Source organism: Kitasatospora sp. NPDC034533 (genome assembly GCF_055575155.1).
In genome coordinates, this window is the sequence record NZ_JBVITE010000003.1 from 255,447 (window position 1) to 280,271 (window position 24,825).

Sequence of the window (24,825 nt, forward strand, 5' to 3'; positions counted from 1 at the left end):
AGTGGCGTGAACGCGGCATGAAAATCCGCCCCGGTCCCGTCGAGCCGTGCCATTGGTCTTGACCATCTCCCGACGGAGCACCTAGGGTCACTTACTGCAAGGACCTTTAATAAAGAAGGACGGATAAAGGCCCGCTCTCCACCTGCCGCAACAGCGGATCGTGGACCCGGGATCCGACCTCCTTGTCGCAGGGCCGACAACAGCGGTGGAGGACACGGTGGGGACGACAGGACAGCTTTCGGCGGTGCCGGAGCCGAAGTACTGGCACCTGCGCACGGTGCTGCTGCGCGCCATCGACTCGGAGTTCTCCACCGGTCAGGTGCTGCCCAACGAGCGCGAGCTCTCGGCCCGGTTCGGTGTGGCGCGGGCGACGCTGCGGCAGGCGCTCGACCAGCTGGAGCTGGAGGGCCGCCTGGTGCGCCGCCGGGGGATCGGCACCCTGATCGCCGCCCCGCGGGTCGGCGTGCCGGTCAACCGGCAGGAGGAGGGCTGGCCCGGCGCCGCGCGCAGCCAGGCCTGGCGGACGGTCGACTGCACCACCGCCCCCGCCTCCGAGCAGCTGGCGAAGAGCCTGGGCATCGCCGAGGGCGCGACCGTGCACACCGTGCGCCGGGTCCGCCTGCTGGAGGGCCGCGCGGTGGCCACCGAGTCGCTGCACGTCCCGGCCGCCACCCTGCCGCACCTGCCGGGCTTCCGCGCCGAGAGCGACCGCGCCCGTTCGGTGCTGCGCCAGCTGGAGCGGCTGGAGGTGGACGGCGAGTCCCGCTCGGTGGAGCTGGGTGTCGCCGAGGCCGAGCAGGCCGCGCTGCTGGAGCGCCCGCCCGGCGCGCCCGTCCTGGTGATGACCACCCAGTACGCCGCGGGCGGCCGGCTGGTCGCCCTGGCGGTCTCCACCTACCGGGCGGACACCTGCAAGCTGACCTTCGGCGAGACCGGACTGGTCGAGGTCACCCCGGTCGGCGCGACGGCTGAGGTCCGTACCGCCTCCTGAACCATCTTCCGGAAACCCTCAGGCACTGGCCCGGACGTCAACTGACGTCCGGGCCAGTGCCGTTGAGCGGCAGGAGGAGGAAGGACGGCGGGACGAGGGAAGACGGCGGGGTGAGGACAGGCAGCGGCCGCGGGGCGCCGACGCCCCGCGGCCACCGAAGGTCAGGCGCGCGGCGGGTCCACCGCGAAGAGCTGCTCCTCGACGTGGTCGAGGGCCACCCGCAGGGCGCCCATCGCCACCACCTCCGAGCCCAGCGCCGCGAGGGCGACCTCCGGGGCGCGCAGGGTGAGCTGGGCGAGGCGCTCGCGCAGCGGGTCCAGGACGCCGTCCAGGCCGGCCGCCCAGCCGCCGACCACCACCAGCTGCGGGTCGATGGCCAGGACGAGCGCGGCGACGCCCTGGACGAGGCGGGTGAGGAAGCGGTCCATGGCGATCCTGGCGACCTCGTCGCCCTCCCGGGCCAGCCGCAGCACCCGCGCCACGGCGGCCTCGTCCAGCGGGTTGAGCGGCTTGCCGGTGGTGGACAGCAGGCGCTCGGGGGTGACCTCCTGGCCGAGCAGGTGCAGTGCGCCGATCTCGCCGGCCGCGCCGCCGAAACCGCGGTGCAGCTTGCCGCCGATGAGGGAGCCGGCCCCCGGGCTGAGGCCGGCCATCACGAAGACGACGTCGTCGGCGCCGACCGCCGCCCCCTGCCAGTGCTCGGCGATGGCGGCCAGGTTGGCGTCGTTCTCGATCAGCACCGGGCAGCGGAAGGAGCGCCGCAGCCGGGCGCCCAGGTCGAGGCCGGTCCAGCCGGGCATCGCGGTGCCGAGCCGGATGGTGCCCTCGCGGTCCACGATGCCGGGGGTGCCGATGCCGACCGCCCACAGGTTGTCGCGGGAGATGCCGGCCTTGCGCAGCACCTCGGCGACGGCGGTGCGGACGGCGGTGAGCCGCTCCTCGGCCTCCAGGGTCTCGTCCACCGGCTTGAAGTGACTGCCCACCACCTCGCCGGTGAGGTCGGCCAGGATGACCCGGATGTCGTGCACGCCGATCTCGATGCCGAGGATGTGCCCGGCCTCGGCGCGGAAGCGGAACCAGCGGGCCGGGCGGCCGCGGCGGCCGGTGCCCTGCTGGCCCTCCTCCCTCGGCTGCTCGACCTCGGCGACCAGTCCGGTCTCGACCAGTCCCTCGATCACGCCCTCGACGGTCGGGCGGGAGAGCCCGGTCTCGCCGACGAGCTGAGTGAGGGTCACGGAGTGGCCGTTCCGCAGCGCCCGGAGCGTGACCGCCGCGTTGATCCGCCGCAGCAGTGAGGAGTCTCCTCCGGTGAGCCGATCCGACAATGCGATGCCCTTCGCCGTTCGCGCGACTGCCCTGGCGCGCGGTGTCGAGTGCGCGGGGCCCACCGAATGGCCCGCGGGGGGAGCGCCCCCGGAGAACGCGGCAGGGCGGCAGGGGGCCGCCTGCGCGAGGGCCGGAGGACAAGCCGGAGCCTACCCGGGGAGCGGCCCGGGCGGCGAGGATCCTCGCAGCTCATCACGGCTTCGGTATCGAAATGGTACGGATCGGGTGGCGGCGCGTGATCCGGGTTTCACCGCTCGGCCACGGAGAGCGGCATGGGAGGGATCGGGTCCGTTTCCAAGCGGGCGGGGAAGTGAAGGCCACCGGCAGGGAAGCGGAGGCCACCGGCGGGGAAGCGGGCGTCACCGGCAGGGAAGCGGGCGTCACCGGCGGGGAGGCGGACGCCGCGGCGGCCCGTCGGGCGGCCCCCTCGGGGCGGTGTCAGCCCACCCGCGCGGCGAACAGCCGCTGCCCCAGCAGCCCGATCGGGTGGCCGTCCTCGGGCAGGGGAAGCACCGTCGGGCAGCCGGCGGCGGTGAGCGCCGCCCGCCAGTGCTCGGCGGGGTGGGCGGTGGGGCCGTGGGCGCCGTCGCCGGTGATCAGCAGGTCGAGGTGTTCGGCGGTGGGCGCGAGCAGCAGCAGCCGTCCGCCGGGGGAGACCAGCCGGACCAGCTCCGGGACCTCCCCGGCGGTGCGTCCGGTGGCGGTGGCGACGACGAGGTCGTACCGGCCGCCGTCGGGGGAGAGGTGGTGTTCGGCGTGCTGCCGGGGCCGGGCGGCCAGGGCGCGGGCGACGGCCCCTTCGCCGCCCTCGGGGTCGAGTTCGAGGACGCGCAGCGGCACCGGCGCCGGGTGGGCGTCGGCGGTGCCGCGCACCAGCGTGCCGACGGCGGCGCCGAGGAAGCCGCGGGCGGCGGCCCAGCGGACCGGGGCGGCGGCCGGGCGGGGGGCCTCCTCGCTGGTGATCAGCCGGGGCAGCCGCTGGGCGGCGCGGCGGACCCGGTCCAGGGCGGCGGCCGGGCCGAGCCCGTCGGCCCAGGCCTCGACGGCGGGGCGCCAGGCGTCCCGCACCTCGGCGGGGCCCGGTCCGGGGCCGCCGCGGAAGACCGGGCCCTGGGCGCCGCCGTCCTGGCGGGTGATCAGGCCGTGCCGGGCGAGGGCGTCCAGCCAGCGGGAGACCCGGGGCCGCTGGGCGGGGGTGACCAGGGCGGCGGCCAGCACCTCGGCCTCGGGGTAGCCGCGCGTCGGGTCGGTGAGCACGTCGGCCTGCTGGAGGGTGTGCAGCAGGGAGAGGAGCACGGCCCGGTCGAGGTGGGCGCCGAACTCCTGGACCTGGGGGACGGTGACGCCGATGCTGTGCTTCCAGGCGGCGGCGGAGGCGCTCTCGGCGTCGGCGCGCAGCCGGCGGTCGGCGGCCTCGGCGTTGCTGTCCGGGGCGCGGACGTGGGCGAGGACGGCGCCGAGCGCGTCGACGGCGGCGTACACGTCCTCCTGCCGGGGCTCGGGGCCGACGTGCAGGACCAGGCGCAGCGTGCGCAGGTCGTGGGCGTCCAGGCCGGGCTGCCGGCTGAGCCGCCAGAGCAGGGCGGAGGGCAGGCTGAGGTGGGTGGCCCGGCTGGCGGCGACGTCGGCGAGCTGCTGCTCGGGCCGCTGCTCGGGGTCGCCGCAGTGGACGGTGCCGCCGGCCAGCAGGGTGGCGAGGGCGAGTTCGACGGCGAGGTCCGTGACGGGGTGGAGCACGGTGTGCCGGATCGGCGCCGGGCCGAGGACGCCGGCCCAGTAGCGCAGCCGCTGTTCGGCGGCCCGGGCGGCGGAGGGCGGCAGCGCGGCGTGCGTGGCGACGCGCTGGGCGAGGGCCCGGGGCAGGCCGCCCGGCGGGGAGACGCCGAGCAGCAGGCCGATGCCGCTGATCGCACGCCCGTCGGCGACGACGGCGGGTCGTTCGCCGAGTTCGCGCAGCGCGCTGACCAGGGCGGGAGTCGTGGGCACGGTGATCACTCCGGGGTGCGGGGAGGAAACCGCACCACTCAATCACGCGGCCGGGGCGGCGGAGCCCGGCGGGAAGTCAAACTTCCGTAATGATTTTCATATCGGATAGCCAAGCTGTGGAGGCGGGGGCGTCGCGAAGCGGCCGGAACTTCACATTCCGGCAGCTCTGTGCGATCCCTTGACAGGTGGTTCGGGTACTGGATCAATGGACCGGAACACCCCTGACCGAACGATCGGTCGGCAGCCCGGGAAGCGGGCGGAGCAGCGAAGGAGCGACGATGACCGGCAGTGCACCCGTCCCGCGCCGACACCTCGGGGAGCCGATCCCCCCGGAGCTGCTGGACGCCGGCGAGCGGATGGGCCTGGACGAACTGCGCGCCCACCAGCTCACCCGGCTGCGGGCCACCCTGCGGCACGCGTACGACAACGTCGAGCTCTACCGCCGCAAGTTCGACGCCGCCGGAGTCCGCCCCGAGGACTGCCGCACCCTCGCCGACCTCGCCCGCTTCCCCTTCACCACCAAGGCCGACCTGCGCGAGGGCTACCCCTTCGGCATGTTCGCCGTCCCGATGGAGAAGGTCCGCCGGATCCACGCCTCCAGCGGTACCACCGGGCTGCCGACCGTGGTCGGCTACACCGACGGCGACCTCTCCATGTGGGCCGACGTGGTCGCCCGCTCGATCCGCGCGGCCGGCGGCCGGCCCGGTCACAAGGTGCACATCGCCTACGGCTACGGGCTGTTCACCGGCGGCCTCGGCGCCCACTACGGCGCGGAGCGGGCCGGCTGCACCGTCATCCCGGCCTCCGGCGGCATGACGGCCCGCCAGGTGCGGCTGATCCTGGACTTCGAGCCCGAGATCATCATGGTCACCCCGTCCTACCTGCTGACCCTGCTGGACGAGTTCGAGAAGCAGGGCGTCGACCCGCGCGCCACCTCGCTGCGGGTGGGCATCTTCGGGGCCGAGCCGTGGACGGAGGAGATGCGGCGCGAGATCGAGGAGCGCCTCGACCTCCACGCCGTCGACATCTACGGCCTCTCCGAGGTGGTCGGCCCGGGCATCGCCCAGGAGTGCGTGGAGACCAAGGACGGACTGCACATCTGGGAGGACCACTTCTACCCGGAGGTCGTCGACCCGTTCACGGACGAGGTGCTGCCCGACGGGGAGGGCGGTGAGCTGTGCTTCACCTCCCTCACCAAGGAGGCGCTGCCGGTCATCCGCTACCGCACCCGCGACCTCAGCCGGCTGCTGCCCGGCACCGCGCGGCCGGCCTTCCGGCGGATGGAGAAGGTCACCGGGCGCAGCGACGACATGATCATCCTGCGCGGGGTGAACGTCTTCCCGACCCAGATCGAGGAGATCCTGCTGCGCACCCCGGGTGTCGCGCCGCACTTCCAGCTGCGGCTGGGCCGGCAGGGGCGGCTGGACCGGATGACGGTGCGGGTCGAGGCCCGGCCGGAGGCCTCGGGGGAGCAGCGGGAGGCGGCGCGGGGGGCGATCGTCGCGGCGGTGAAGGACGGGGTCGGCATCACGGTCGCGGTCGAGGTGGTGGACCCGTACACGCTGGAGCGCTCGGTCGGGAAGATCAAGCGGGTGGTGGACGAACGGGAGTGAGCGCGGGCGGCGCGTCGGCGGACGGCGGGGGACGTCGGACGGCAGGCGCGTCGGAGGCGTACGGCTCGTCCGGGGGGTCCTGCCGTACGCCTCCGACGTCTACAGCAATGTAGACGTCGACTCGGCGGTGCGTCCACCCGGCCTCCGCCACGGGTGCGTGCGCACCCCCGTGCGGGCTCTATGCTGCGGGCATGCCGAGCGAGTTGCGCACTCTTCAGCCCGCCGAGGACCTCGCCTTCGTCCGGCGGGAGACCGAGCTGAGGCCCGTCCCCTTCGTGCCCGAGATCAGCCTGTACATGGCCGAGGACGCCATCGCCCTGTGGGAGACCACCGAACGGGCGCGCGGGCGGGCCGGGCTGCCGCCGCCGTTCTGGGCCTTCGCCTGGGCGGGTGGGGTGGCGGTCGCCCGCTACGTCCTGGACCACCCCGAACTGGTCGCCGGCCGAAGGGTGCTGGACGTCGCGGCCGGCTCCGGACTGGTCGGGGTGGCGGCCGCGCTGTGCGGGGCGGCGGACGTGCGCGCCGCCGAGATCGACGCCTACGCGGTGGCCGCGATCGGGCTGAACGCCGAGGCCAACGGCGTGCGGGTGGCGGGTGCCCTGGTGGACCTGGTGGACGGCGACGGCGGCCCGGCCGAGGTGGTGCTCGCGGGCGACGTCTTCTACGAACGGGCCATGGCCGCCCGCTTCCTGCCCTTCCTGGAGCGGGCCGTGGCGCGCGGCGCGACCGTCATCGTCGGCGACCCGGGCCGGGCCTACCTGCCCCGGGAGCGGTTCACCGCGGTGGCGGCGTACCAGGTGCCGGTGGTCGCGGACCTGGAGGACACCGCCGTCAAGACCACCACGGTGTGGCGGCTCGGCTGACGCCGCGTCACACCGTGGAGTGGCCGTCCGAGCAGCGGAATTCCCGGCGGGAGGGCGGGGGCGGCTGCTAGACAGGCGCGCATGGACGACCAGAACATGCCGACCACCGCCGCCGATGGACCCAACGCCGCCGATGGGCCCAACGCCGCCGGTGGGCCGACCGGCGCCGCCGGTGCGGCGCCCGCCGCCCTCGCGCTGCGCGCCGCCACCCCCGACGAGATCCCCGCCCTGCTCGCCCTCTGGGCGCGGGCCGCCAAGGGCGCCAGCATCACGGACGACGAGATGGGGGTGGCCGCGCTGCTCGCCCGGGACCCGCACTGCCTGATCGTCGCCACCCCGGCCGACGACCCGTCCACCCTCCTCGGCACGGTGATCGCCGGCTGGGACGGCTGGCGCTGCCACCTGTACCGCCTCGCCGTCGACCCCGAGCACCGCCGCCGGGGCATCGGCGCCGCCCTGCTGGCGGCGGCCGAGGAGCGCTTCGCCGCGCTCGGCGGCCGGCGCGCCGACGCCATGGTGCTGGACGACAACGCCCTCGGCCACCGCACCTGGCAGGCGGCCGGCTACCGGCCGGAGCCGCAGTGGAGCCGCTGGGTCAAGCCGCTGCCGGCCTGATCGCCCGGTCGTGATCGCCCGGTCGTGATCGCTCGCTCGTGATCACCGGGCCGTGATCGCCCGGCCGTGGTCCCGCCCTGGGGCGGGCGGGACCACGGCCCGCAGCCGTACGTCAGCCGCGCAGCCGCGCCAGCCAGGCCTCGACCTCGTCGGAGGTGCGGGGGAGGGCGGCGGAGAGGTTCTCGTTGCCGTCCTCGGTCACCAGGATGTCGTCCTCGATCCGCACCCCGATGCCCCGGTACTCCTCCGGCACCGTCAGGTCGTTCTCCTGGAAGTAGATGCCCGGCTCGACGGTGAGCACCATGCCCGGCTTGAGCGGGCCGTCGACGTGGTCCTCGGTGCGGGAGTGGGCGCAGTCGTGGACGTCCAGGCCCAGCATGTGGCCGGTGCCGGCCAGGGTGAAGCGGCGGTGCAGACCGAGCTCGTACACCTTGTCCGCGCTCAGGTCGCCGAACAGGCCCCAGGAGGTCAGGTGCTCGGCCAGCTCGCGCTGGGCGGCGTGGTGGAAGTCGCGGAACTGCCCGCCCGGCCTGACGGCCGCGATGCCGGCCTCCTGGGCGGCGTACACGGCGTCGTAGACCTTGCGCTGGATCTCGGTGAAGCGGCCGCTGACCGGGAGCGTGCGGGTGATGTCGGCGGTGTAGAGGTGGTTGGTCTCCACGCCCGCGTCGAGCAGCAGCAGGTCACCGGGCTTGGCGAAGCCGTTGTTGCGCACCCAGTGGAGGGTGGTGGCGTGCGGCCCGGCCGCGGCGATGATGCCGTAGCCGGCGTCGTTGCCCTCGATCCGGGCGCGGAGGAAGAAGGTGCCCTCGATCAGCCGCTCGGCGGTCTCGGAGTCGGTGCCGAGGACGCGCACCACGTCCTCGAAGCCGCGGGCGGTCGCCGCGCAGGCGAAGCGCAGCTCCTCGATCTCCCACTCGTCCTTGACCAGGCGCAGCCCGGACAGGAAGACCTCGAACTCGTCGTCCAGCTCGGCGGAGAGGCGGTCCGCGAGGGCCGCCTCCACGCCCGCGTCGTGCCGGCGCAGCACCCGCACCGGGCCGGTGGTGGCGCGCAGGTCGGCGTGGACGGTGCGGACGTCCCGGCAGGGCAGGCCGAACAGCCGCTCGCTCTCGGTGAGGCTGTTGCGGCGGCCGTCCCACAGCTCGCCGTGGCCGTCCAGCCAGAACTCGCCGTTGTCGACGCGGGAGCGGCCGCGCAGGTACAGCACGGCCTCGTGGCCGCTCTCCCCGGTGGGCAGCAGCACCAGCACGGCGTCCTCGGACTGGTCGCCGGTGAGGTAGGCGTAGTCGGAGGAGGGCCGGAACGGGTAGTCGGTGTCGTTGGCCCGCACCTTGGGGTTGCCGGCCGGGACGACCAGCAGCTCGCCGGGGAAGGCGGCGGACAGCGCGGCGCGGCGGCGGGCGGTGTGCGCGGCCTGGGGCACCGGCTCCAGGGCGGTGCGCTCGGTGTCGGCCCAGCCCCGCGTCATGTTCTCGGCGAGCTCCTCGGTCACCCCGCGGGTCAGGCCGTTCTTGCGGTACTTGATGGACTCGGTGGGCTCGGTGGGCTCGGTCACTGCGGACTCTCCAGATGAGGGCGGAGGGATGCGGCACGCCTCGCTACGCCGGGGATACGTAACAAGCGTTTTGTACCGTATATCGAACACGCGCCGAAGAGAAGAGCCCCGTCGTGACCTCGTACGGCCTCCGGAACGGCGACCGCCCGGGCGCCGGGCTCGGGTGAGCCGGCGCCCGGGCGGTCCGGGGTGCCGCTTGGGCGGGGCGAGGGGTCAGACGGCGACCCGGTCGGCCCGCCGCTCCCGCACGGCGGCGGCCGGCTCGGCCGGGGCGTTCTCCCGGGGCGCGGGGAGCACGGCCATGATCACGGCGGAGATCACGATGGTCGCCGCCCAGGCGAGTCCGTACTTGCCGACCGGGGTGCCGGAGAGCGGGCCGGCGAACCAGTCGCACTTGGTGAAGGCGAGCCCCATCAGCAGGGCGAGCACCCAGGACACCATGGCCTGCCAGCAGAAGCCGCCCTTGTACCAGTACCGGCTGTCGCGGCTGGTGTCCATCAGCGCGGCGGCGTCGTAGCGCACCGCGCGCGAGCGGCGGCGGAACATGTCCACCGCGTAGACGCCGATCCAGGCCGAGAAGGAGACGGCGAGCAGGATCAGGAAGGTGATGAAGGAGCCCAGGAAGCTCTTGGCGACCAGCATCAGCAGCAGGCCGCCGACCAGCGAGATCACGGCGTTGATGCTGACGGCCATGGCGCGCGGCAGCTTGACGCCCATGGTCTGCGCGGTGAAGCCGGCCGAGTACATGGAGAGGCTGTTGATCAGCAGCATGCCCACGATCGCGGTCAGCAGGTAGGGCACGGCCAGCCAGGTCGGCAGCAGGTCACCGAGGAAGGAGACCGGGTCCGCGGCCTCCGCGAGGCCGGGCGAGGCCACCGCCATCACGGCGCCCATCAGCACCATCGGCACCATCACCAGGGCGGCGCCGGAGACGGTCACACCGGCGATCTTCCGGCCGGAGGCGGCGTGCGGGAGGTAGCGGGTGAAGTCCGGGCCGGTGGGCACCCAGCTGATGCCGCCGGCGGCGATGGTCCCGATGCCGGCGATCATCATCGCCGTGGTGCCCGCGGGCTTGGCGAAGACCTCGCTCCAGTGGATGGTCGCGATCAGGTAGCCCAGCACCAGCACGCTGAAGACGCCGAAGAGGTACGTCGACCAGGTGTTGCAGACGTTCAGCGCCTTGCGGCCCAGGCCGGAGACCAGGAAGGTGCAGGCGACGAAGGCGAAGAGCGTGATCACGATCAGCGCCGTGTTGCTCTTGACGCCGAACAGCAGGTCGAGGACGGTCAGCACGGCGTAGGCGCCGGTGACGGCGTTGATCGTCTCCCAGCCGAACCGGGCGATCCAGAGGATGGAGCCGGGGAAGAGGTTCCCGCGCACCCCGAAGGTGGCCCGGGAGAGGGTCGCGCCGGGCGCCCCGCCCCACTTCCCGGAGACCGACACCACGCCGACCATGCCGAAGGAGACGAGCGCCGCGCACCCGGCGACGATCAGGACCTGCCAGAAGTTCAACCGGTTGAACACCACCAGGGCCGCGCCCATGGTGAGCAGCAGGACGCTGATGTTCGCCGCGACCCAGGTGGGGAAGAGCTCGCGGACTCTGCCCCGGCGCTCGTGGTCGGGGACGGGATCGATACCGCGGGTCTCTATCGCGCCGTCGGTGTCGGCGGTGGACAGATCGTCCATGAGGGGGGCTCCGGGCGTGTGAAGCGGCAGATGAACCGGACAGGCAGATGAATCGGACAAAAGGGATCTTCATGGAACTCTTCGCGCGTAGCGCGGGAGTCAAGTCATCCTACTTTGTTGAGGAAGTAACCCGATTGCCGTAGTTGATCGCCCCGAGGGGGCGGCGGGATCCGGCGGGGCGGCGGGGCGGAGGGCGTTCGGCCGGTCGGGTGGTCGGGAGGTCGGGGTGCCACCCGGGCCGGGGAAAGCGTGCCGCTCGGGCCGAAAAGAGCGTGCCGCCGGCCCGCCCGATGGAGCAGCATGATCGGCATGTCCGATACCTCCGCCACCTCCGTACTCACCCGTACCGAGGCCGTCGAACGCCACGAGCTGCTCGACGTCCGCACCGTCCACCTCGACCTCGACCTGACCCGCGGCCGGGAGGTGTTCAGCTCCACCACGGTGATCCGCTTCGGCTGCACCGCCCCGGGCGCCGGGACGTACGTGGACGTCAAACCGGCCGCCCTGCGCCGGGTGGTCCTGAACGGCCGGGAGCTGGACGCCACCGCCCTGCGGGCCGGGCGCTTCCCGCTGACCGGCCTGGCCGCCGACAACGAACTCACCGTCGAAGCCGACATGGCCTACTCGCACACCGGCGAGGGCATGCACCGCTTCACCGACCCGGCCGACGGCGAGGACTACGTCTACACCCAGTCCTTCCTCGACGACGGCCCGCGGGTGTTCGCCTCCTTCGACCAGCCCGACCTCAAGGCGCGCTACACGGTGTCCGTCACCGCGCCGAGGGAGTGGACCGTGGTGGGCAACAGCGTGGGCCGCCAGGTCTCGCCCGGGCGCTGGGAGTTCGCGCCCACCCCGGCGATCAGCAGTTACCTCGTCGCCGTGGTGGCCGGACCGCTGCACTCGGTGCGCGCCGAGCACGACGGCATCCCGCTCGGCCTGCACTGCCGCCGCTCGCTCGCCGCCCACCTGGACGCCGACGCCCCGGAGCTGCTGGAGGTCACCCGGCAGGGCTTCGACCACTACCACCGGGCGTTCCGGCACCGCTACCCGTTCGACAGCTACGACCAGTGCTTCGTACCGGAGTTCAACCCCGGGGCGATGGAGAACCCGGGCTGCGTCACGCTGCGCGACGAGTACGTCTTCCGCTCCGCCGTGGACGACACCAAGCGCGAGGAGCGCGCCCTGGTGGTGGTGCACGAGATGGCGCACATGTGGTTCGGCGACCTGGTCACCATGAAGTGGTGGGACGACCTGTGGCTGAACGAGTCCTTCGCCGAGTACATGGCCTACCGCGTCACCGCCGCCGCCACCCGCTTCACCGGCGCCTGGACGGGCTTCGCGGCCAACCGCAAGACCTGGGGCTACGACGCCGACCAGCGCCCCTCCACCCACCCGGTGGCGCCCGGTGCGGTGGACGACACCGCCCAGGCGCTCCAGAACTTCGACGGCATCTCCTACGCCAAGGGCGCCGCCGCGCTGCGCCAGCTGGTCGCCTGGCTCGGCGAGGAGGCCTTCCTGGCCGGGGTCAACGACTACTTCGACCGGCACGCTTTCGGCAACGCCACCCTCGACGACCTGCTCCGGGCGCTCGCGGCGGCCAGTGGCCGCGACGTCCACGGCTGGGCCGAGCGCTGGCTGCGCACCACCGGCGTGGACACCCTGCGGCTGGCCGACGGCCGGATCGAGCACACCGCGGCCGACGGCGGGGCGCGCCCGCACCAGCTGACCGTGGGCCGCTACCGGCGCACCGCCGACGGCGCCCTGGAGCTGGCCGAACGGGTGCCGCTCGACCTGGCGGCCGACGGGGCGGAGCGGCGGCGCCTTCTCGACGGCACCGGGCCGTCCCTGCCCGACGGCGCCGCGCTGACCCTGCCCGACGGCGCCGCGCTGACCGTGCCCGACGGCGCCGCGCTGACCGTGCCCGACGGCGCCGCGTTGATCCTGCCCAACGACACCGACCTCAGCTTCGTCAAGGTCCGCCTCGACCCCGGCTCCTGGCGGACCGTGCGCTCCTCCCTCGGCGCCGTGCCCGAGGAACTGGCCCGGGCGGTGCTCTGGAGCGCCGCCCGGGACCAGGTGCGCGACGGCGAACTGGCGCCCGGCGAGTACCTGGAGCTGGTCGCCGCCCACCTGCCCGGCGAGACCTCGGTGCACCTGGTGGACGCGGTGCTCTCCTTCGCCCGCGGCTTCGTGGTGGACTGCGCCGTGCCGCCGGCCGACCGGCCCGCGGCACTGGCCACCCTGGCCCTGGCCTGCCGGGCCCTGCTGCGGCGCACCGACGGCGAGCCGGACGGCACCGGTCTGCGGCTGGTGGCCGTGCGCGGGGTGATCGGCACCGCCGCCGGCCGGGCGCAGACCGCCGAGCTGCGCGACTGGCTGGCGGCCGGCACCGTGCCCGGCGGGCCGGTGCTCGACCCGGACCTGCGCTGGCAGCTGCTGCTGCGGCTGTGCGTGCTCGGCGCGGCGGGGGAGCCGGAGATCGCCGCCGAACTCGCCGCCGACCCCAGCGACACCAGCCAGGAGGGCGCCGCCCGCTGCCGCGCCGCGCTGCCCGACGCCACGGCCAAGGAGGCCGCCTGGCAGGCGCTGTTCCACGGCGAGCTGTCCAACTACCTGGCCACCGCCACCGCCCGGGGCCTGTGGCAGCCCGAACAGGCCGAACTTCTGGAGGAGTTGACGGCACGCTACTTCAAGGAGCTGGCGGCCGCCGCCGGCCGCCGGGGCCCCGCGCTGGCCCGGGTGCTCACCACGGCGGGCTTCCCCGCCTTCGCCGCCACCGAGCGGACGGTGCGGGCGGCCGAGGAGTGCCTGGCCGACCCGGGCCTCACCGCGGCGACCCGGCGCGGCCTGGTCGACCAGCTGGACACGCTGCGCCGCGCGGTCCGGGCCCGGGCACTGGCCGAGTAGCGGCCCCGGGGGCACTCCGGAGGGGCGCGCTCCTCCGGAGTGTCGGCAGGCTGCGGCAGGATGATCATCATGACGGATTCACTGACCTGGCTGGCCGAGCCCGAGTCGATCTCCTACGGCGGCCACAGCGTGGTGCTGGCGCGCGGCCTGTCACCGGAGGAACTCGTGGCCCGGATCGCCGAGGGGCTCCCGGAGCGCACCCCACGGCCACTCGGCGAGCTCACCGCCGAGGACCTGGTCGAGGACCACGAGCTGGAGTTCGCCGGTGACTCCGAGGACATCGCGCTGCACCACGGCCGCAGCGGCGACCTCGCCTTCGCGGTCGCGTACGGCCGCTGGCAGGGCGAGCTGAGCGTCGGCCCGGAGGCCTCGCGCGGTGGCGCCGAGGTCTTCCACCTGGAGTTCGAGGAGGAGAACGGCAAGCCGGTGCCGCCGTTCTTCCACGGCTACCGGGACGGGCGGCAGACCTGCTACCTCAACCTCCACCTGGACCACACCTGGGGCTCCGGCGGCGTCGAGGGGGAGCCGGCCACCGCCGCCGCCCTGGCGGCCGGGCTGGCCGCCGCCGGGCTGCCCGACCACGACCGTACGGGCGAGGACCTCCACCGCACCTGCCTGGAGGTCCTCGGCCGCCACTTCGGCCTCACCCTCCCGCGCGCCCTGGTGCGGGAGGCCCCGCTCCCCGCCGTCCTGCTGGAGGCCGCCTGAGGCGGGCCCGGCCGCTCATCGGGCCTCGCCGTCCCACACCGCCGGCCCCCTGGGCGTCAACCGGCCGCAGGGGGTTCCTCCTTGGGGTGCGAACGGGGCGGGAACGGTCCGTGAATTGTTCCCCGGTCGGGTGGGCTCTCCGGCCGGGCGCCGGGGCCCGGCGGGCATCATGGGCCGCGACCGGGACGTCGCGGGACAGGGAGTCGACCGATGGGTGGGCCGATGGGCAGGCCGGTGGCGGCGTTCGGCTGCGCGAAGTGCTACGGCGAGGACGAGCGGGCCGTGTGGGGGCGCCAGCGGGTGGGGTTCGAGCACGAGGCGGAGGTGGTGGGCGGCCCGCGCTTCGCCGTCAACCTCCGGCGCTGCCGGGAGTGTTCGCAGAAGTTCGTGTGGATCTTCACCGCGGTCGTGGACTGGATGGGCGGGGACGACGCCCAGTACGTGACGATCATGCCGGTGACCGCCGACGAGGCCGCCGGGCTGACGACCGGCACCCTGCGCCCCCGCGACCTCGGCGCCCTCGGCCGGGGCCGCCGCCACCTGAACCACGACTGGCCCACCGGCGGCCCGGCCCGGCTGCACTGGCGCTCGGGCCGCTTCCTGGTCGCCGGCGGGCGCTAGCGCCCGGCCGAGCGGCGCGGGCTTCGATTCGTTTCGAAGCCCGCGCCGAATTCTTCTTCTGTCAGCCGTCGTTGAGGGCGTAGCTGCGGAAGGTCGCCAGCAGGGGCAGCACTTCGGTCTTGCTCGGATCCTCGGTGACGGCCCGCATGGCGTCGATCACGGTGTGGGCGATGATCTTGGTGACGGAGAGGTCGTCCGGGGCGGCGAGCATGCCCCAGGCCTTCAGGGTCTGGTTCAGCAGGGCGCTCATCCGGGCGCCGATGTTGGAGCTGACGGCGTCGGAGATCTCGGCGATCTCCTCGTCGCTCATGGTGGCGCGCAGCCCGAAGGCGAGCGCCATCAGGGTGTCCATCGCGTGCTCGCCGTACGCGGCGACCAGCGCCGGCAGGGGCCGCTCACCGGCGCTGCCCGCCGCCAGGGCGGACAGCGCCTCGTCGTCGTCCTTCCACGCCGCCTCCAGGGCGGCCAGGGCCCTGAGGGCCTCGTCCACGGTCAGCCCGTCTGTCATGGGAGGAACGGTATTGAGCCGATCCGGCTCCCGACAGGGGCGGAAGCCGGGATCACCCCTTCGAGCGAAGCGGGGCCGATTCGGGACGGTGCACGCGCGCGAAGTGCTCCGCGTTCCAGCCGCCGCCCAGCTCCGGCGCCAGCGCGGCGTGCGCGAGGGCGGCGAAGTCCTCGGCGGTCCCCGCGTGTTCGGGCAGCGCACCGAGGAGCGGGGCGCCGGCGGAGCGGGGCAGGTCGGCGAGGTTGCAGCGCTCGGCGAGGCCCGGCTCGGCGGGCCAGGAGCCGACCAGCACGCCCGCGAGGGGGAGGGCGCGGGCGGCCAGGGCCTCCGCCGTGAGGGAGACGATGTTGAGGGTGCCGAGCCCGGCCGAGGCGACCAGCAGGACCTCCGCGGGGAACCCGGCGTCGAGCACGGCCCGGGCCTGGTCGGCCAGCGTACGGCCCCGGTCGTCGTAGCGGACCAGCAGGCCGCCGGCGCCTTCCACGAGCACCAGGTCGTGCGTGGAAGCCAGCTCCGCGACCTCGGACACCACCTCAGCGGGGGCCAGGTACGGCATTCCGGCCCGTCGGGCGGCCGTGTCGGGGGCCAGCGGCTCGGGGTAGCGCACCAGCTCACGGAAGGTCAGATCACCTGCCAGGCGCCGTACTTCCGCCGCGTCGCCGGGCTCGCCCGGAGAGACGCCGGTCTGCCCCGGCTTGAGCACCGCGACCTTCCGCCCGGCCCGCAGCGCCACGGAGGCGACGGCGGCGGTGGCGACGGTCTTGCCGACGTCGGTGTTGGTGCCCGTCACGAACAGGACGCGCGCGCTCATCCCGCCACCGCCGCGGCGGTCACGGCGGCGGCGATCCGGGCCACGTCCTCGTCCCGCGTCACATAGGGGGGCATGGTGTAGACCAGATCCCGGAACGGCCGCAGCCAGACACCCTCCCGCGCCGCCGCCTCGGTGGCCGCCGCGACGTCCACCGGGTGGTCCAACTGCACCACGCCGATGGCGCCCTGGACCCGTACGTCGCGCACGCCGGGGGCGTCGACGGCCGCCGCGAGGCCCTCGGCCAGCCCCGCCTCGATCCGCTTGACCTCCACCGCCCAGTCCTGCCCGAGCAGCAGCTCCAGCGAGGCGTTGGCCACCGCGCAGGCCAGCGGGTTGCCCATGAACGTCGGGCCGTGGGCGAGCACCGGCACCTCGCCGCGGCTGATCCCGTCCGCGACCTCGCTCGTGCACAGCGCGGCGGCCAGCGTCAGGTAGCCGCCGGTCAGCGCCTTGCCCAGGCACATCACGTCCGGCGAGACGCCCGCGTGGTCGGCGGCGAACAGCGCGCCGCTGCGCCCGAATCCGGTGGCGATCTCGTCGAAGACCAGCAACACCCCGTAGCGGTCGCACAGTTCGCGCAGCATCCGCAGGTAGGCGGGTGAGTGGAAGCGCATCCCGCCCGCGCCCTGGACCACCGGCTCGACGATGACGGCGGCCAGTTCGTCGGCGTGACGGGCCATCAACTCCTCGAACCGCTCCGCGTACTCGGGGTCCAGCGGGGCGTCGAACCCGGCCGGCGGCTCCGGGGCGAAGAGCTGCCCGGGCAGCACCCCGCCCCACAGGTGGTGCATCCCGCCGTCCGGGTCGCACACCGACATCGGGTGGAAGGTGTCCCCGTGGTAGCCGCCGCGCCAGGTGAGCAGCCGGCGCTTGGCCGGGCGCCCGGTCGACTGCCAGTACTGGAGGCACATCTTCAGCGCCACCTCGACGGCCACCGAGCCCGAGTCGGCGAGGAAGACGTGCCGCAGCGGCTCCGGGGTGATCTCCACCAGGGTCGCCGCCAGCCGGACGGCGGGCTCGTGGGTGAGCCCGCCGAACATGACGTGGCTCATCCGCCCCAGTTGCTCGCGCACGGCCTCGTCCAGCACCGGGTGCCGGTAGCCGTGGATCGCCGCCCACCAGGAGGACATGCCGTCGACCAGCTCGCGCCGCCCGCCCGCGACCGGCTCGGCCAGCCGCAGCCGCACCCCCGAGGCGGACTCGACCAGGTACGGCGTGGCCGTGCCGGGCATCGGCCCGTACGGGTGCCAGACGTGGGCGCGGTCGAGGGCGAGCAGGGCGCCGGGGGACGGCTGGAGCATGGTGCGTTCTCCGGTGGGTCGGAACTGTCAGGCGTTGGGCGCGAGTTCGGTGCCGGCGCCGCGGCGGCGGACCTTGACCAAGTCGCTGCGGAGTTCGTCCCCGCTCTCCGAGGGGACGGCCTCCGGGCCGTGCGCGTGCCCGCCGCACGGGCCGCAGCCCCCGCCGCTGCCGCAGGCCGGGGCCGCGGTGCCGCAGGAGCCGCCCGCGTGGGCCGCCTGGGCCGCCTCGGCGACGTCGGCGCGGTGGCGGGGCAGGGTGGCCTCGCCGGCGCCCTCGACCTCGAACCCGGCGTCCTTGATCATGTCGAGGTCGGCCTGCCCGGCCTGGCCCTCGCTGGTCAGGTAGTCGCCGAGGAAGATGGAGTTGGCGATGTGCAGGCCGAGCGGCTGCATCGAGCGCAGGTGCACCTCGCGACCGCCCGCGATCCGCACCTCGGTGTCCGGGTTGACGAAGCGGACCATCGCCAGGATGCGCAGGCAGCGCTGCGGGGTGAGGTTCCACTCCTTCGCCAGCGGGGTGCCCTCGAACGGGATCAGGAAGTTGACCGGGACGGAGTCCGAGCCCAGCTCGCGCAGCGCGAAGACCACGTCGACCAGGTCCTCGTCGCTCTCGCCCATGCCGGCGATCAGGCCGGAGCAGGCCGACAGGCCCGCGCCGTGCGCCTTCCGCACGGTGTCCACCCGGTCCGCGTAGGTGTGGGTGGTGGCGATGTCGCCGTAGGTGCCCTCGGAGGTGTTGAGGTTGTGGTTGTAGGCGTCGGCGCCGGCCGCCTTGAGCCGCTCCGCCTGGTTGTCGGAGAGCAGGCCGAGGCAGACGCAGATCTCGACCGCCGGGTCGGCCTCCTTGATGGCGGCCATGGTGTCGGTGACCCGGTCGATGTCACGGTCCGTCGGGCCGCGCCCGCTGGCGACCAGGCAGACCCGCTTGGCGCCGCCGGCCACCCCGGCGCGGGCGGCGTCGGCGGCCTGGTCCGGCTTGAGCCAGGTGTACTTGAGGATCTCGGCCTTGGACCCGAGCCGCTGCGAGCAGTACGAGCAGTCCTCGGGGCACAGCCCGCTCTTGAGGTTCACCAGGTAGTTGAGCTTGACCCGGCGGCCGAACCAGCGGCGGCGCACCTTGCCGGCCGCGGCGACCACGTCGAGCAACTCGTCGTCGGTGGTGGCGAGGACGGCCAGGGCCTCCTCGCGGGTCGGGACTTCGCCGCGCAGGCCCTTGGCGGTGAGGGTATCGAGCAGATCCATGGGGTGATCCTGCCTGCTGGTGCTCGAACGGCGCCAGAGCAAACCCGCCAGAAGATCGGTGTGAGGATGTGCCGATTGCCACAGTGTCGAAGGTCACGGCTCCGCCGCTGGTCACGCGCTTGACGTGGTGCCGGGCCGCCGGTTACCGGCGGGTAGCTGACGGCTCCGGGGGACGGTGATCCACAACCCCCGACCCCGTGGTCCGGGTCACCTGGCGGGTGCTTAGAATCTGCGCCATGACCACGCAGGGGGAGCGCCACCCGACTCCGGGAGAGGCCCGGGAAGACCGGGCAGAGCAGCGGTTGGGCGGGGGCGCCGACAGCAAGGGGGCCAAGGGCCGCGGCCGGCGGTTGACGGCGCGTCGGGCGGCGGGGTGGATCGTCGTGGTCGGGGTGGTCGCGGCCGGCGGATGGATCATCACCCGCCCGATGCCCGGCGACTACATACCCGGGCTGGGCCCCTCCAGCAAGGACGACGCCGGGACACCGCCGGTGGTGGGGGCCGCCCCGCCGCCCACCGACCCCGGGGCCCTCAACGTGGACAACCTCTTCCCCGCACAGCGGGCGGTGGAGGTCGGCACCTACAAGGCCCGGCGCAACGGCGTCCGGCAGGGCGAGAACTGCGCCGAGGTGCTCCAGGACCGCGCCCAGGACCCGCTGAAGGACAGCGGCTGCCAGGCCTACCTGACCGTCAGCTTCACCGGCCAGGACCGCCCGGTGCTCTCCAGCGTCACCCTGCTGCGCTTCCCCGACCAGGCCACCGCCGCGAGGGCCGCCGACGCCCTGCGGGGCAAGCCCGGCGCGGTCGCCTTCATCCTCGCCGACACCACCATCGCGCCCGCGCAGACCGCCGGCGGCAAGCCCGGCGCCGAGCCCCGGATCGAGGCCGTCGGGCACTACGTGACGGTCACCAGCTCGCGGCCGGGCGACGCCCGCCCGGCGAGCACCCCCACCACCCCCGCCGCCGGCGGGACGTCGGCCCCGCCGCCCCCGCCCGCCACCGGCGCGGGGACCGGCACCGAGCAGGAACTGGACGAGGCCACCCGCGCGCTCTCCTACGCGGCGGGCACGCCCTTCGTGTGGATGTAGCGGCCGCCCGGGGCCAATGGGCCGGGCACGCCCTGACGCGAAGGAGCCCGGAGGCCTCGGCCTCCGGGCTCCTCCCGCTTCCGCTCCGGCTCAGCCGCCGAGCCGGTCCACCGCCGTCACCCGCAGCACCGCCCGGCCCTCCTCGTCCGAGCCGTACAGGTCGACCTCGGCGCTGATGCCCCAGTCGTGGTCGCCCTCCGGGTCGTCGAAGATCTGCCGGACCCGCCAGGAGGAGTCCTCCTCCTCGATGAGGAGCATCTTCGGGCCGCGCGCGTCCGGGCCGGTGCCGAGGTCGTCGTACTCGTCCCAGTACCCGTCCATGGCGTCCGCCCAGCGGTCCGCGTCCCAGCCGTACTCGCCGTCCAGCTCGCCGAGCTCGTCCCAGCGCTCCAGCGCGCACAGCTCGACGCGGCGGAACATCTCGTTGCGCACCAGCACCCGGAAGGCGCGGGCGTTGGCGGTGACCGGCGCCGGCTTGTCGTCCAGCCGCACCTCGGCGGCCTGCGGCTCGGTCGGGTTGGCCAGCTGCTCCCACTCGTCCAGCAGGCTGGAGTCGACCTGGCGGACCAGCTCGCCGAGCCAGGCGATGACGTCCTTGAGGTCGTCGGTCTTCACGTCCTCGGGGACGGTCTGCTCCAGCGCCTTGAACGCGCCGGCCAGGTAGCGCAGCACGATGCCCTCGGTGCGGGCCAGCTCGTAGAAGCCGACGTAGTCCGAGAAGGTCATCGCCCGCTCGTACAGGTCGCGCACCACCGACTTCGGCTGGAGCTGGTGGTCGCCGATCCACGGGTGCGCCCGGCGGTACACCTCGTAGGCGTGGGTGAGCAGCTCCTCCAGCGGCTTCGGGTAGGTGATCTCCTGGAGCCGCTCCATCCGCTCCTCGTACTCGACGCCGTCGCGCTTCATCTCGCCGACGGCCTCGCCGCGCGCCTTGTTCTGCTGGGCGGCGAGGATCTGGCGCGGGTCGTCGAGGGTCGCCTCGACCACCGAGACCACGTCCATCGCGTACGAGGGCGAGGTCGGGTCGAGCAGCTCGAAGGAGGCCAGCGCGAAGGTGGACAGCGGCTGGTTGAGCGCGAAGTTCTCCTGGAGGTCCAGGGTGAGGCGGACGATCCGGCCCTCCGCGTCCGGCTCCGGCAGCCGCTCCACCACGCCGCCCTCCAGCAGCGAGCGGTAGATGGCGATCGCGGTGCGGATGTGGCGGCGCTGGGCGGAGCGGTCCTCGTGGTTGTCGGTGAGCAGCTTGCGCATCGCCTCGAAGGCGTTGCCCGGTCGGCCGATCACCGACAGCAGCATCGCGTGGCTCACCTTGAAGCGGGAGACCAGCGGCTCCGGGTCGGCGGCGATCAGCTTCTCGAAGGTCTCCTCCGTCCAGCCGACGAAGCCGTCCGGGGCCTTCTTGCGCACCACCTTGCGCTTCTTCTTCGGGTCGTCCCCGGCCTTGGCGATCGCCTTGTCGTTCTCGATCACGTGCTCCGGGGCCTGCGCCACCACCTGGCCGACGGTGTCGAAGCCGGCCCGGCCCGCCCGCCCGGCGATCTGGTGGAACTCGCGGGCGCGCAGGATGCGCACCCGCTGTCCGTCGTACTTCGACAGGGCGGTGAACAGCACCGTGCGGATCGGCACGTTGACGCCGACGCCGAGCGTGTCGGTGCCGCAGATCACCTTCAACAGGCCCGCCTGGGCGAGGCGTTCGACCAGCCGGCGGTACTTCGGCAGCATGCCCGCGTGGTGCACGCCGATGCCGTGGCGCACGTAACGGGACAGGTTGCGGCCGAACTTGGTGGTGAAGCGGAAGTTGCCGATCAGGTCGGCGATGGCCTCCTTCTCCGCCTTGGAGCACATGTTGATGCTCATCAGCGACTGGGCCCGCTCCACCGCCTCCTTCTGCGTGAAGTGCACGACGTAGACCGGGGCCTGGCCGGTCTGGAGCAGCTCCTCCAGGGTGTCGTGCAGCGAGGTGCGGCGGTACTCGTAGAACAGCGGCACCGGGCGGGTCGCGTTGCGCACCACGGTGGTCGGACGGCCGGTGCGGCGGGTCAGGTCCTCCTCGAAGCGGCGGACGTCGCCGAGCGTCGCCGACATCAGCAGGAACTGCGCCTGGGGCAGCTCCAGCAGCGGGATCTGCCAGGCCCAGCCGCGGTCCGGCTCGGCGTAGAAGTGGAACTCGTCCATGACCACCTGGCCGATGTCCGCCCGGGCGCCGTCGCGCAGCGCGATCTGGGCGAGCACCTCGGCGGTGCAGCAGATGATCGGCGCGGTCGGGTTGACGCTCGCGTCGCCGGTCATCATGCCGACCTGCTCGGTGCCGAACATCTTCACCAGGTCGAAGAACTTCTCCGACACCAGCGCCTTGATCGGGGCGGTGTAGAAGGTCCGCTGCCCCTCCGCCAGCGCGGCGAAGTGCGCACCCGCCGCCACCAGGCTCTTGCCCGAGCCGGTCGGCGTCGCGAGGATCACGTTGTTCCCCGACACCAGCTCGATCAGCGCCTCCTCCTGCGCCGGGTACAGCGTGATCCCCCGCTCCTCCGCCCAGGCTGCGAACGTCTCGTACAGCGCGTCGGGGGTGGCGGGCTTCGGCATCAGATCAAGGAGGGTCACCCGGCTATCTTGCCTGCTCGCCGCCACCCCGGGCAAAGCCCGGGGCCGTGGTGGCCGGGCGGCGCCGGTCGTCCCGGTCGGCGGTCGGGGCGGCGGGCACATGGCTGCGGCGGAGGTCGGCCGCGCGGCGCGGGCAGGCGGGCGGGGCGTGAGGAGCGCCCGAGGGGTCACATGGCCATCGGTCGACGGCGGCTCCTCGCCTCCGTCGACCGCTCGGCGGGGCCCCGCCTGCCCGCGCCGCGCGGCCGGCACGGGTCAGAAGGGCGCGGCGGGCGCCTGCGCGGCCAGCTGGGGGGCGTTGGTGCAGCCCTGGGCGCGGGCCGCCTCCTTCGCCACGCGCAGGGCGGCGCCGACGCGGATCCGGTGGACCTCGGCGTCGGGGGCGTCGGGCGCGCCGTGGTCGCCGGTGACCGTGATCAGGCGGTACGGGAAGACGCTGGGCCGCCCGTCGTCCTCGGTGTACTCGCAGTGGAGCAGCAGCTGCACCGTGCCCTCGTGGAACAGCCAGCCCTGGGCACCGGGACCGAAGTCCAGCGACGCGGGGACGGCCGGCTGCCAGCCGGCCGCCTCCGCCTCGGTCTTCGTCTGCCGGTACCTCTCGTCACGCCGACTGGTGCTGATGTCGGCGAGCACCTCCGAGGTGCCGCCGCGCTCGCGGGTGACGACGCAGGCAGGCGCGACGGAGGGGACGCCGACGTCGGCGAACGTCCCCGCGCTCTGCGTGGCGGTGGTCCTGCCGTCCGGGCCGGTCAGCGCGGCGAGGTCCTCGTGGGTGAACGCGTTCCAGCAGGCGCTCCGCGGCACCTCGGCCGCCTGCCAGGGCTTGAGGTACCAGAGCCCGCCGCCGGCCCCGGCGGCGAGCACCGCCGCGCCGATCGCGATCGGCAGGGCTCGGCGGCGGCGCGGGCGCTCAGCCATCGGCCTTCTCCTTCGGCAGTTCGGGTACGGCGGGCGCGGTGGCGGGCAGCCGCACCTGGTCGGCGCACCGGTACTCGGCGGTGGCGACCCGGGCGAGCTTGAGCGCCACATCGGCGTACGCCTGGCGCGACCTGGCCGCCGAGGCGCCGCCGACCGGGTCACCGCCGACGTCGACACGGACGTACTGCGGGGCCTTGCGGTCGGGCTTGTCCGAGGCGGGGACCTGGAAGTCGCAGCGGACGTAGAGGCGGACGCGGTGGCTCGCTTCGCTGCCGGCCAGCCCCACGGCGCCGGGGCCGAAGTCCAGGTCGGCGACAGCGAGGTGCTGCGCCGTGTCCCTGGCGCGGTCGGCGTCGACCCCGTCCCAGGCGGGGGCGATCCGGACCTCCAGGAGGGACCGGCCGGAGCCGTCGTCCCCCTTCCAGCGGACGCGGCAGTCGGTGCTGCGGATCCCGGGATCGTCCGGTGAGGTCGGCGTCGCGATCCGGGCCCGCGGCACCGGTTCGGACGCCTCCCCGTACGGCCCGGCCAGCGGCTTCAGGTCGTCCGCCGACAGGGCGGACCAGCAGGCGCCGCGCACGATCTCCAGCGACCGCCACGGCTTCCACACCCAGAGCCCGCCACCCGCGACCACGGCCACCGCGAGGCCCCCGGCCAGCCACCGCCGCCACCGGGGCGGTGGGGGCGGCGGGTCGTCCGGGGACGGCGGGATGAGGTGCGCGACGTCAACCATGGTTCAGGGGGATCCTGTCGGCCGGATGCTAGGACGGGACACGGGGGGCGGTGGCGGCCAGTGTCACGGTGTTCCGGCACTCGTACGCGGTCGCGGCGGCCCTGCCGATCTTGAGGGCGATGTCCGCGTACGCCTGGTGGGCCTTGCCGGGGGAGGCACCGTCGACGACGTCCCCGGAGACCAGCACGCCGAAGGACTTCGGCGGGGGCTGGTCGCTGTCGTCCTTCGGGGCGTCGAAGTCGCACGGTACGTAGAGCCGGACCGACGCTTCCCCGTGGGGCTTGTCGCTCGCCGTGATCCACCCGGTCGTGCCGGGGCCGAAGTCGAGCGGGGTGACCGATCCGTCGACGGCGTCGTTCCTCCGGTCGGCGTCGATTCGGTCGCGCGCCGGCCGTACCTCCGCGTCGAGCAGGATGGTCGCGCCCGGCCACATGACGCGGCAGCGGTTGTCACGGCTCCCCGAGGTGGGCTTCATGGGGGTGGCGATCTCGCGGGCCGGCCTGGGCTCGACGGCTTTCCCGTCCGGGCCCGTCAGCGGCTTCAGGTCGTTCGCGTCCAGGACTCCCCAGCACGCACTCTGCGGCAACTCCACCGACTGCCAGGGCTTCCAGGCCCACAGCCCGCCGCCCACGGCCGCTGCCACCGCGAGGGCGACGGCGGCGTGCCAGGGGCGGACCCGGGACCGGCGCCGGGGCGGATCGTCCGGGGACGGCGGGATGATGTGGGCGACGTCAACCATTTCTCGGCGC

The 24,825-nt window shown here is 74.1% G+C and carries 20 protein-coding genes; 8 read left to right on the top strand and 12 right to left on the bottom strand.

From position 1 onward, the window contains the following. Positions 1 to 217: 217 nt before the first annotated feature. Positions 218 to 991 (top strand): GntR family transcriptional regulator, encoded by a 774-nt coding sequence (locus ACZ55U_RS04070; RefSeq protein ID WP_465522169.1) that lies wholly within the window; start codon positions 218 to 220, stop codon positions 989 to 991. Positions 992 to 1,152: 161 nt separating this feature from the next. Here ACZ55U_RS04070 and ACZ55U_RS04075 read toward each other — a convergent pair whose 3' ends face one another. Further along, entirely contained in the window at positions 1,153 to 2,316 is a 1,164-nt protein-coding gene (locus ACZ55U_RS04075) for an ROK family protein (RefSeq protein WP_465522171.1), read from the bottom strand. A 439-nt stretch (positions 2,317 to 2,755) separates the two neighbouring features. Further along, positions 2,756 to 4,303, bottom strand: coding sequence for a hypothetical protein (locus tag ACZ55U_RS04080; protein WP_465522173.1), 1,548 nt, complete (start codon positions 4,301 to 4,303; stop codon positions 2,756 to 2,758). A 278-nt stretch (positions 4,304 to 4,581) separates the two neighbouring features. Here ACZ55U_RS04080 and paaK point away from each other — a divergent pair, with 278 nt between their 5' ends. The 3 genes from paaK to ACZ55U_RS04095 all read left to right on the top strand — a co-directional run bounded on the left by paaK (position 4,582) and on the right by ACZ55U_RS04095 (position 7,394). After that, positions 4,582 to 5,916: a phenylacetate--CoA ligase PaaK gene (gene paaK / locus ACZ55U_RS04085; protein WP_465522175.1), complete on the top strand. Its 1,335-nt coding sequence runs from the start codon at positions 4,582 to 4,584 to the stop codon at positions 5,914 to 5,916. A 191-nt stretch (positions 5,917 to 6,107) separates the two neighbouring features. Continuing rightward, positions 6,108 to 6,779: a class I SAM-dependent methyltransferase gene (locus ACZ55U_RS04090; protein WP_465522177.1), complete on the top strand. Its 672-nt coding sequence runs from the start codon at positions 6,108 to 6,110 to the stop codon at positions 6,777 to 6,779. A gap of 81 nt (positions 6,780 to 6,860) precedes the next feature. Further along, positions 6,861 to 7,394 carry a GNAT family N-acetyltransferase gene (locus ACZ55U_RS04095; RefSeq protein ID WP_465522179.1) on the top strand — a complete coding sequence of 178 codons (534 nt, stop codon included), beginning with the start codon at positions 6,861 to 6,863 and terminating at the stop codon, positions 7,392 to 7,394. 112 nt (positions 7,395 to 7,506) lie between these two features. Here the strand turns inward: ACZ55U_RS04095 and ACZ55U_RS04100 are convergent, their stop codons facing one another. Next, a complete protein-coding gene (locus ACZ55U_RS04100; protein WP_465522181.1) occupies positions 7,507 to 8,952 on the bottom strand; it encodes an aminopeptidase P family protein in 1,446 nt (481 codons plus the stop codon). A 213-nt stretch (positions 8,953 to 9,165) separates the two neighbouring features. Beyond that, the gene (locus tag ACZ55U_RS04105; RefSeq protein WP_465522183.1) at positions 9,166 to 10,638 is read right to left on the bottom strand and encodes a purine-cytosine permease family protein; all 1,473 of its coding nucleotides are present in this window, start codon (positions 10,636 to 10,638) and stop codon (positions 9,166 to 9,168) included. A gap of 309 nt (positions 10,639 to 10,947) precedes the next feature. Here ACZ55U_RS04105 and pepN point away from each other — a divergent pair, with 309 nt between their 5' ends. The 3 genes from pepN to ACZ55U_RS04120 all read left to right on the top strand — a co-directional run bounded on the left by pepN (position 10,948) and on the right by ACZ55U_RS04120 (position 14,874). Continuing rightward, on the top strand, positions 10,948 to 13,545 hold the full coding sequence (gene pepN / locus ACZ55U_RS04110) for an aminopeptidase N (RefSeq protein ID WP_465522185.1): 2,598 nt from the start codon (positions 10,948 to 10,950) through the stop codon (positions 13,543 to 13,545). A 69-nt stretch (positions 13,546 to 13,614) separates the two neighbouring features. Continuing rightward, positions 13,615 to 14,253, top strand: coding sequence for a hypothetical protein (locus tag ACZ55U_RS04115; protein ID WP_465522187.1), 639 nt, complete (start codon positions 13,615 to 13,617; stop codon positions 14,251 to 14,253). A 210-nt stretch (positions 14,254 to 14,463) separates the two neighbouring features. After that, positions 14,464 to 14,874, top strand: coding sequence for a hypothetical protein (locus tag ACZ55U_RS04120; protein ID WP_465522189.1), 411 nt, complete (start codon positions 14,464 to 14,466; stop codon positions 14,872 to 14,874). Between the two features lie 61 nt (positions 14,875 to 14,935). Here ACZ55U_RS04120 and ACZ55U_RS04125 read toward each other — a convergent pair whose 3' ends face one another. The 4 genes from ACZ55U_RS04125 to bioB are packed head-to-tail and all read right to left on the bottom strand — an operon-like array spanning position 14,936 to position 18,736. Further along, positions 14,936 to 15,382, bottom strand: a complete 447-nt coding sequence (locus ACZ55U_RS04125; protein ID WP_465522191.1) for a hypothetical protein — start codon at positions 15,380 to 15,382, stop codon at positions 14,936 to 14,938. A gap of 52 nt (positions 15,383 to 15,434) precedes the next feature. Next, entirely contained in the window at positions 15,435 to 16,193 is a 759-nt protein-coding gene (bioD, locus tag ACZ55U_RS04130) for a dethiobiotin synthase (RefSeq protein ID WP_465522193.1), read from the bottom strand. Further along, entirely contained in the window at positions 16,190 to 17,494 is a 1,305-nt protein-coding gene (locus ACZ55U_RS04135; protein ID WP_465522195.1) for an adenosylmethionine--8-amino-7-oxononanoate transaminase, read from the bottom strand. The genes bioD and ACZ55U_RS04135 overlap by 4 nt, the downstream gene beginning before the upstream one ends. A 27-nt stretch (positions 17,495 to 17,521) precedes the next feature. After that, a complete protein-coding gene (gene bioB, locus ACZ55U_RS04140) occupies positions 17,522 to 18,736 on the bottom strand; it encodes a biotin synthase BioB (RefSeq protein ID WP_465522197.1) in 1,215 nt (404 codons plus the stop codon). A 236-nt stretch (positions 18,737 to 18,972) separates the two neighbouring features. On the opposite strand from bioB, the gene ACZ55U_RS04145 reads away from it, so the two are divergent. Beyond that, positions 18,973 to 19,824, top strand: coding sequence for a hypothetical protein (locus ACZ55U_RS04145; RefSeq protein ID WP_465522199.1), 852 nt, complete (start codon positions 18,973 to 18,975; stop codon positions 19,822 to 19,824). A gap of 90 nt (positions 19,825 to 19,914) precedes the next feature. Here ACZ55U_RS04145 and ACZ55U_RS04150 read toward each other — a convergent pair whose 3' ends face one another. The 4 genes from ACZ55U_RS04150 to ACZ55U_RS04165 all read right to left on the bottom strand — a co-directional run bounded on the left by ACZ55U_RS04150 (position 19,915) and on the right by ACZ55U_RS04165 (position 24,815). Continuing rightward, positions 19,915 to 22,407 (bottom strand): DEAD/DEAH box helicase, encoded by a 2,493-nt coding sequence (locus ACZ55U_RS04150; protein WP_465522234.1) that lies wholly within the window; start codon positions 22,405 to 22,407, stop codon positions 19,915 to 19,917. Between the two features lie 273 nt (positions 22,408 to 22,680). Further along, positions 22,681 to 23,343 (bottom strand): hypothetical protein, encoded by a 663-nt coding sequence (locus ACZ55U_RS04155; RefSeq protein WP_465522201.1) that lies wholly within the window; start codon positions 23,341 to 23,343, stop codon positions 22,681 to 22,683. Continuing rightward, complete coding sequence (locus ACZ55U_RS04160) at positions 23,336 to 24,076, bottom strand: hypothetical protein (protein ID WP_465522203.1); 741 nt, start codon at positions 24,074 to 24,076, stop codon at positions 23,336 to 23,338. The genes ACZ55U_RS04155 and ACZ55U_RS04160 overlap by 8 nt, the downstream gene beginning before the upstream one ends. Positions 24,077 to 24,104: 28 nt before the next feature. After that, positions 24,105 to 24,815 (bottom strand): hypothetical protein, encoded by a 711-nt coding sequence (locus ACZ55U_RS04165; protein ID WP_465522204.1) that lies wholly within the window; start codon positions 24,813 to 24,815, stop codon positions 24,105 to 24,107. Positions 24,816 to 24,825 lie beyond the last annotated feature (10 nt).

Coding starts and splice junctions, on each gene's coding strand:
- paaK (WP_465522175.1), top strand. CDS start 4,582: ATGACCGGCAGTGCACCCGTCCCGCGCCGACACCTCGGGGAGCCGATC.
- ACZ55U_RS04090 (WP_465522177.1), top strand. CDS start 6,108: ATGCCGAGCGAGTTGCGCACTCTTCAGCCCGCCGAGGACCTCGCCTTC.
- ACZ55U_RS04095 (WP_465522179.1), top strand. CDS start 6,861: ATGGACGACCAGAACATGCCGACCACCGCCGCCGATGGACCCAACGCC.
- ACZ55U_RS04105 (WP_465522183.1), bottom strand. CDS start 10,638: ATGGACGATCTGTCCACCGCCGACACCGACGGCGCGATAGAGACCCGC.
- pepN (WP_465522185.1), top strand. CDS start 10,948: ATGTCCGATACCTCCGCCACCTCCGTACTCACCCGTACCGAGGCCGTC.
- ACZ55U_RS04115 (WP_465522187.1), top strand. CDS start 13,615: ATGACGGATTCACTGACCTGGCTGGCCGAGCCCGAGTCGATCTCCTAC.
- ACZ55U_RS04120 (WP_465522189.1), top strand. CDS start 14,464: ATGGGTGGGCCGATGGGCAGGCCGGTGGCGGCGTTCGGCTGCGCGAAG.
- ACZ55U_RS04125 (WP_465522191.1), bottom strand. CDS start 15,382: ATGACAGACGGGCTGACCGTGGACGAGGCCCTCAGGGCCCTGGCCGCC.
- bioD (WP_465522193.1), bottom strand. CDS start 16,193: ATGAGCGCGCGCGTCCTGTTCGTGACGGGCACCAACACCGACGTCGGC.
- ACZ55U_RS04135 (WP_465522195.1), bottom strand. CDS start 17,494: ATGCTCCAGCCGTCCCCCGGCGCCCTGCTCGCCCTCGACCGCGCCCAC.
- bioB (WP_465522197.1), bottom strand. CDS start 18,736: ATGGATCTGCTCGATACCCTCACCGCCAAGGGCCTGCGCGGCGAAGTC.
- ACZ55U_RS04145 (WP_465522199.1), top strand. CDS start 18,973: ATGACCACGCAGGGGGAGCGCCACCCGACTCCGGGAGAGGCCCGGGAA.
- ACZ55U_RS04150 (WP_465522234.1), bottom strand. CDS start 22,407: ATGCCGAAGCCCGCCACCCCCGACGCGCTGTACGAGACGTTCGCAGCC.
- ACZ55U_RS04155 (WP_465522201.1), bottom strand. CDS start 23,343: ATGGCTGAGCGCCCGCGCCGCCGCCGAGCCCTGCCGATCGCGATCGGC.
- ACZ55U_RS04160 (WP_465522203.1), bottom strand. CDS start 24,076: ATGGTTGACGTCGCGCACCTCATCCCGCCGTCCCCGGACGACCCGCCG.
- ACZ55U_RS04165 (WP_465522204.1), bottom strand. CDS start 24,815: ATGGTTGACGTCGCCCACATCATCCCGCCGTCCCCGGACGATCCGCCC.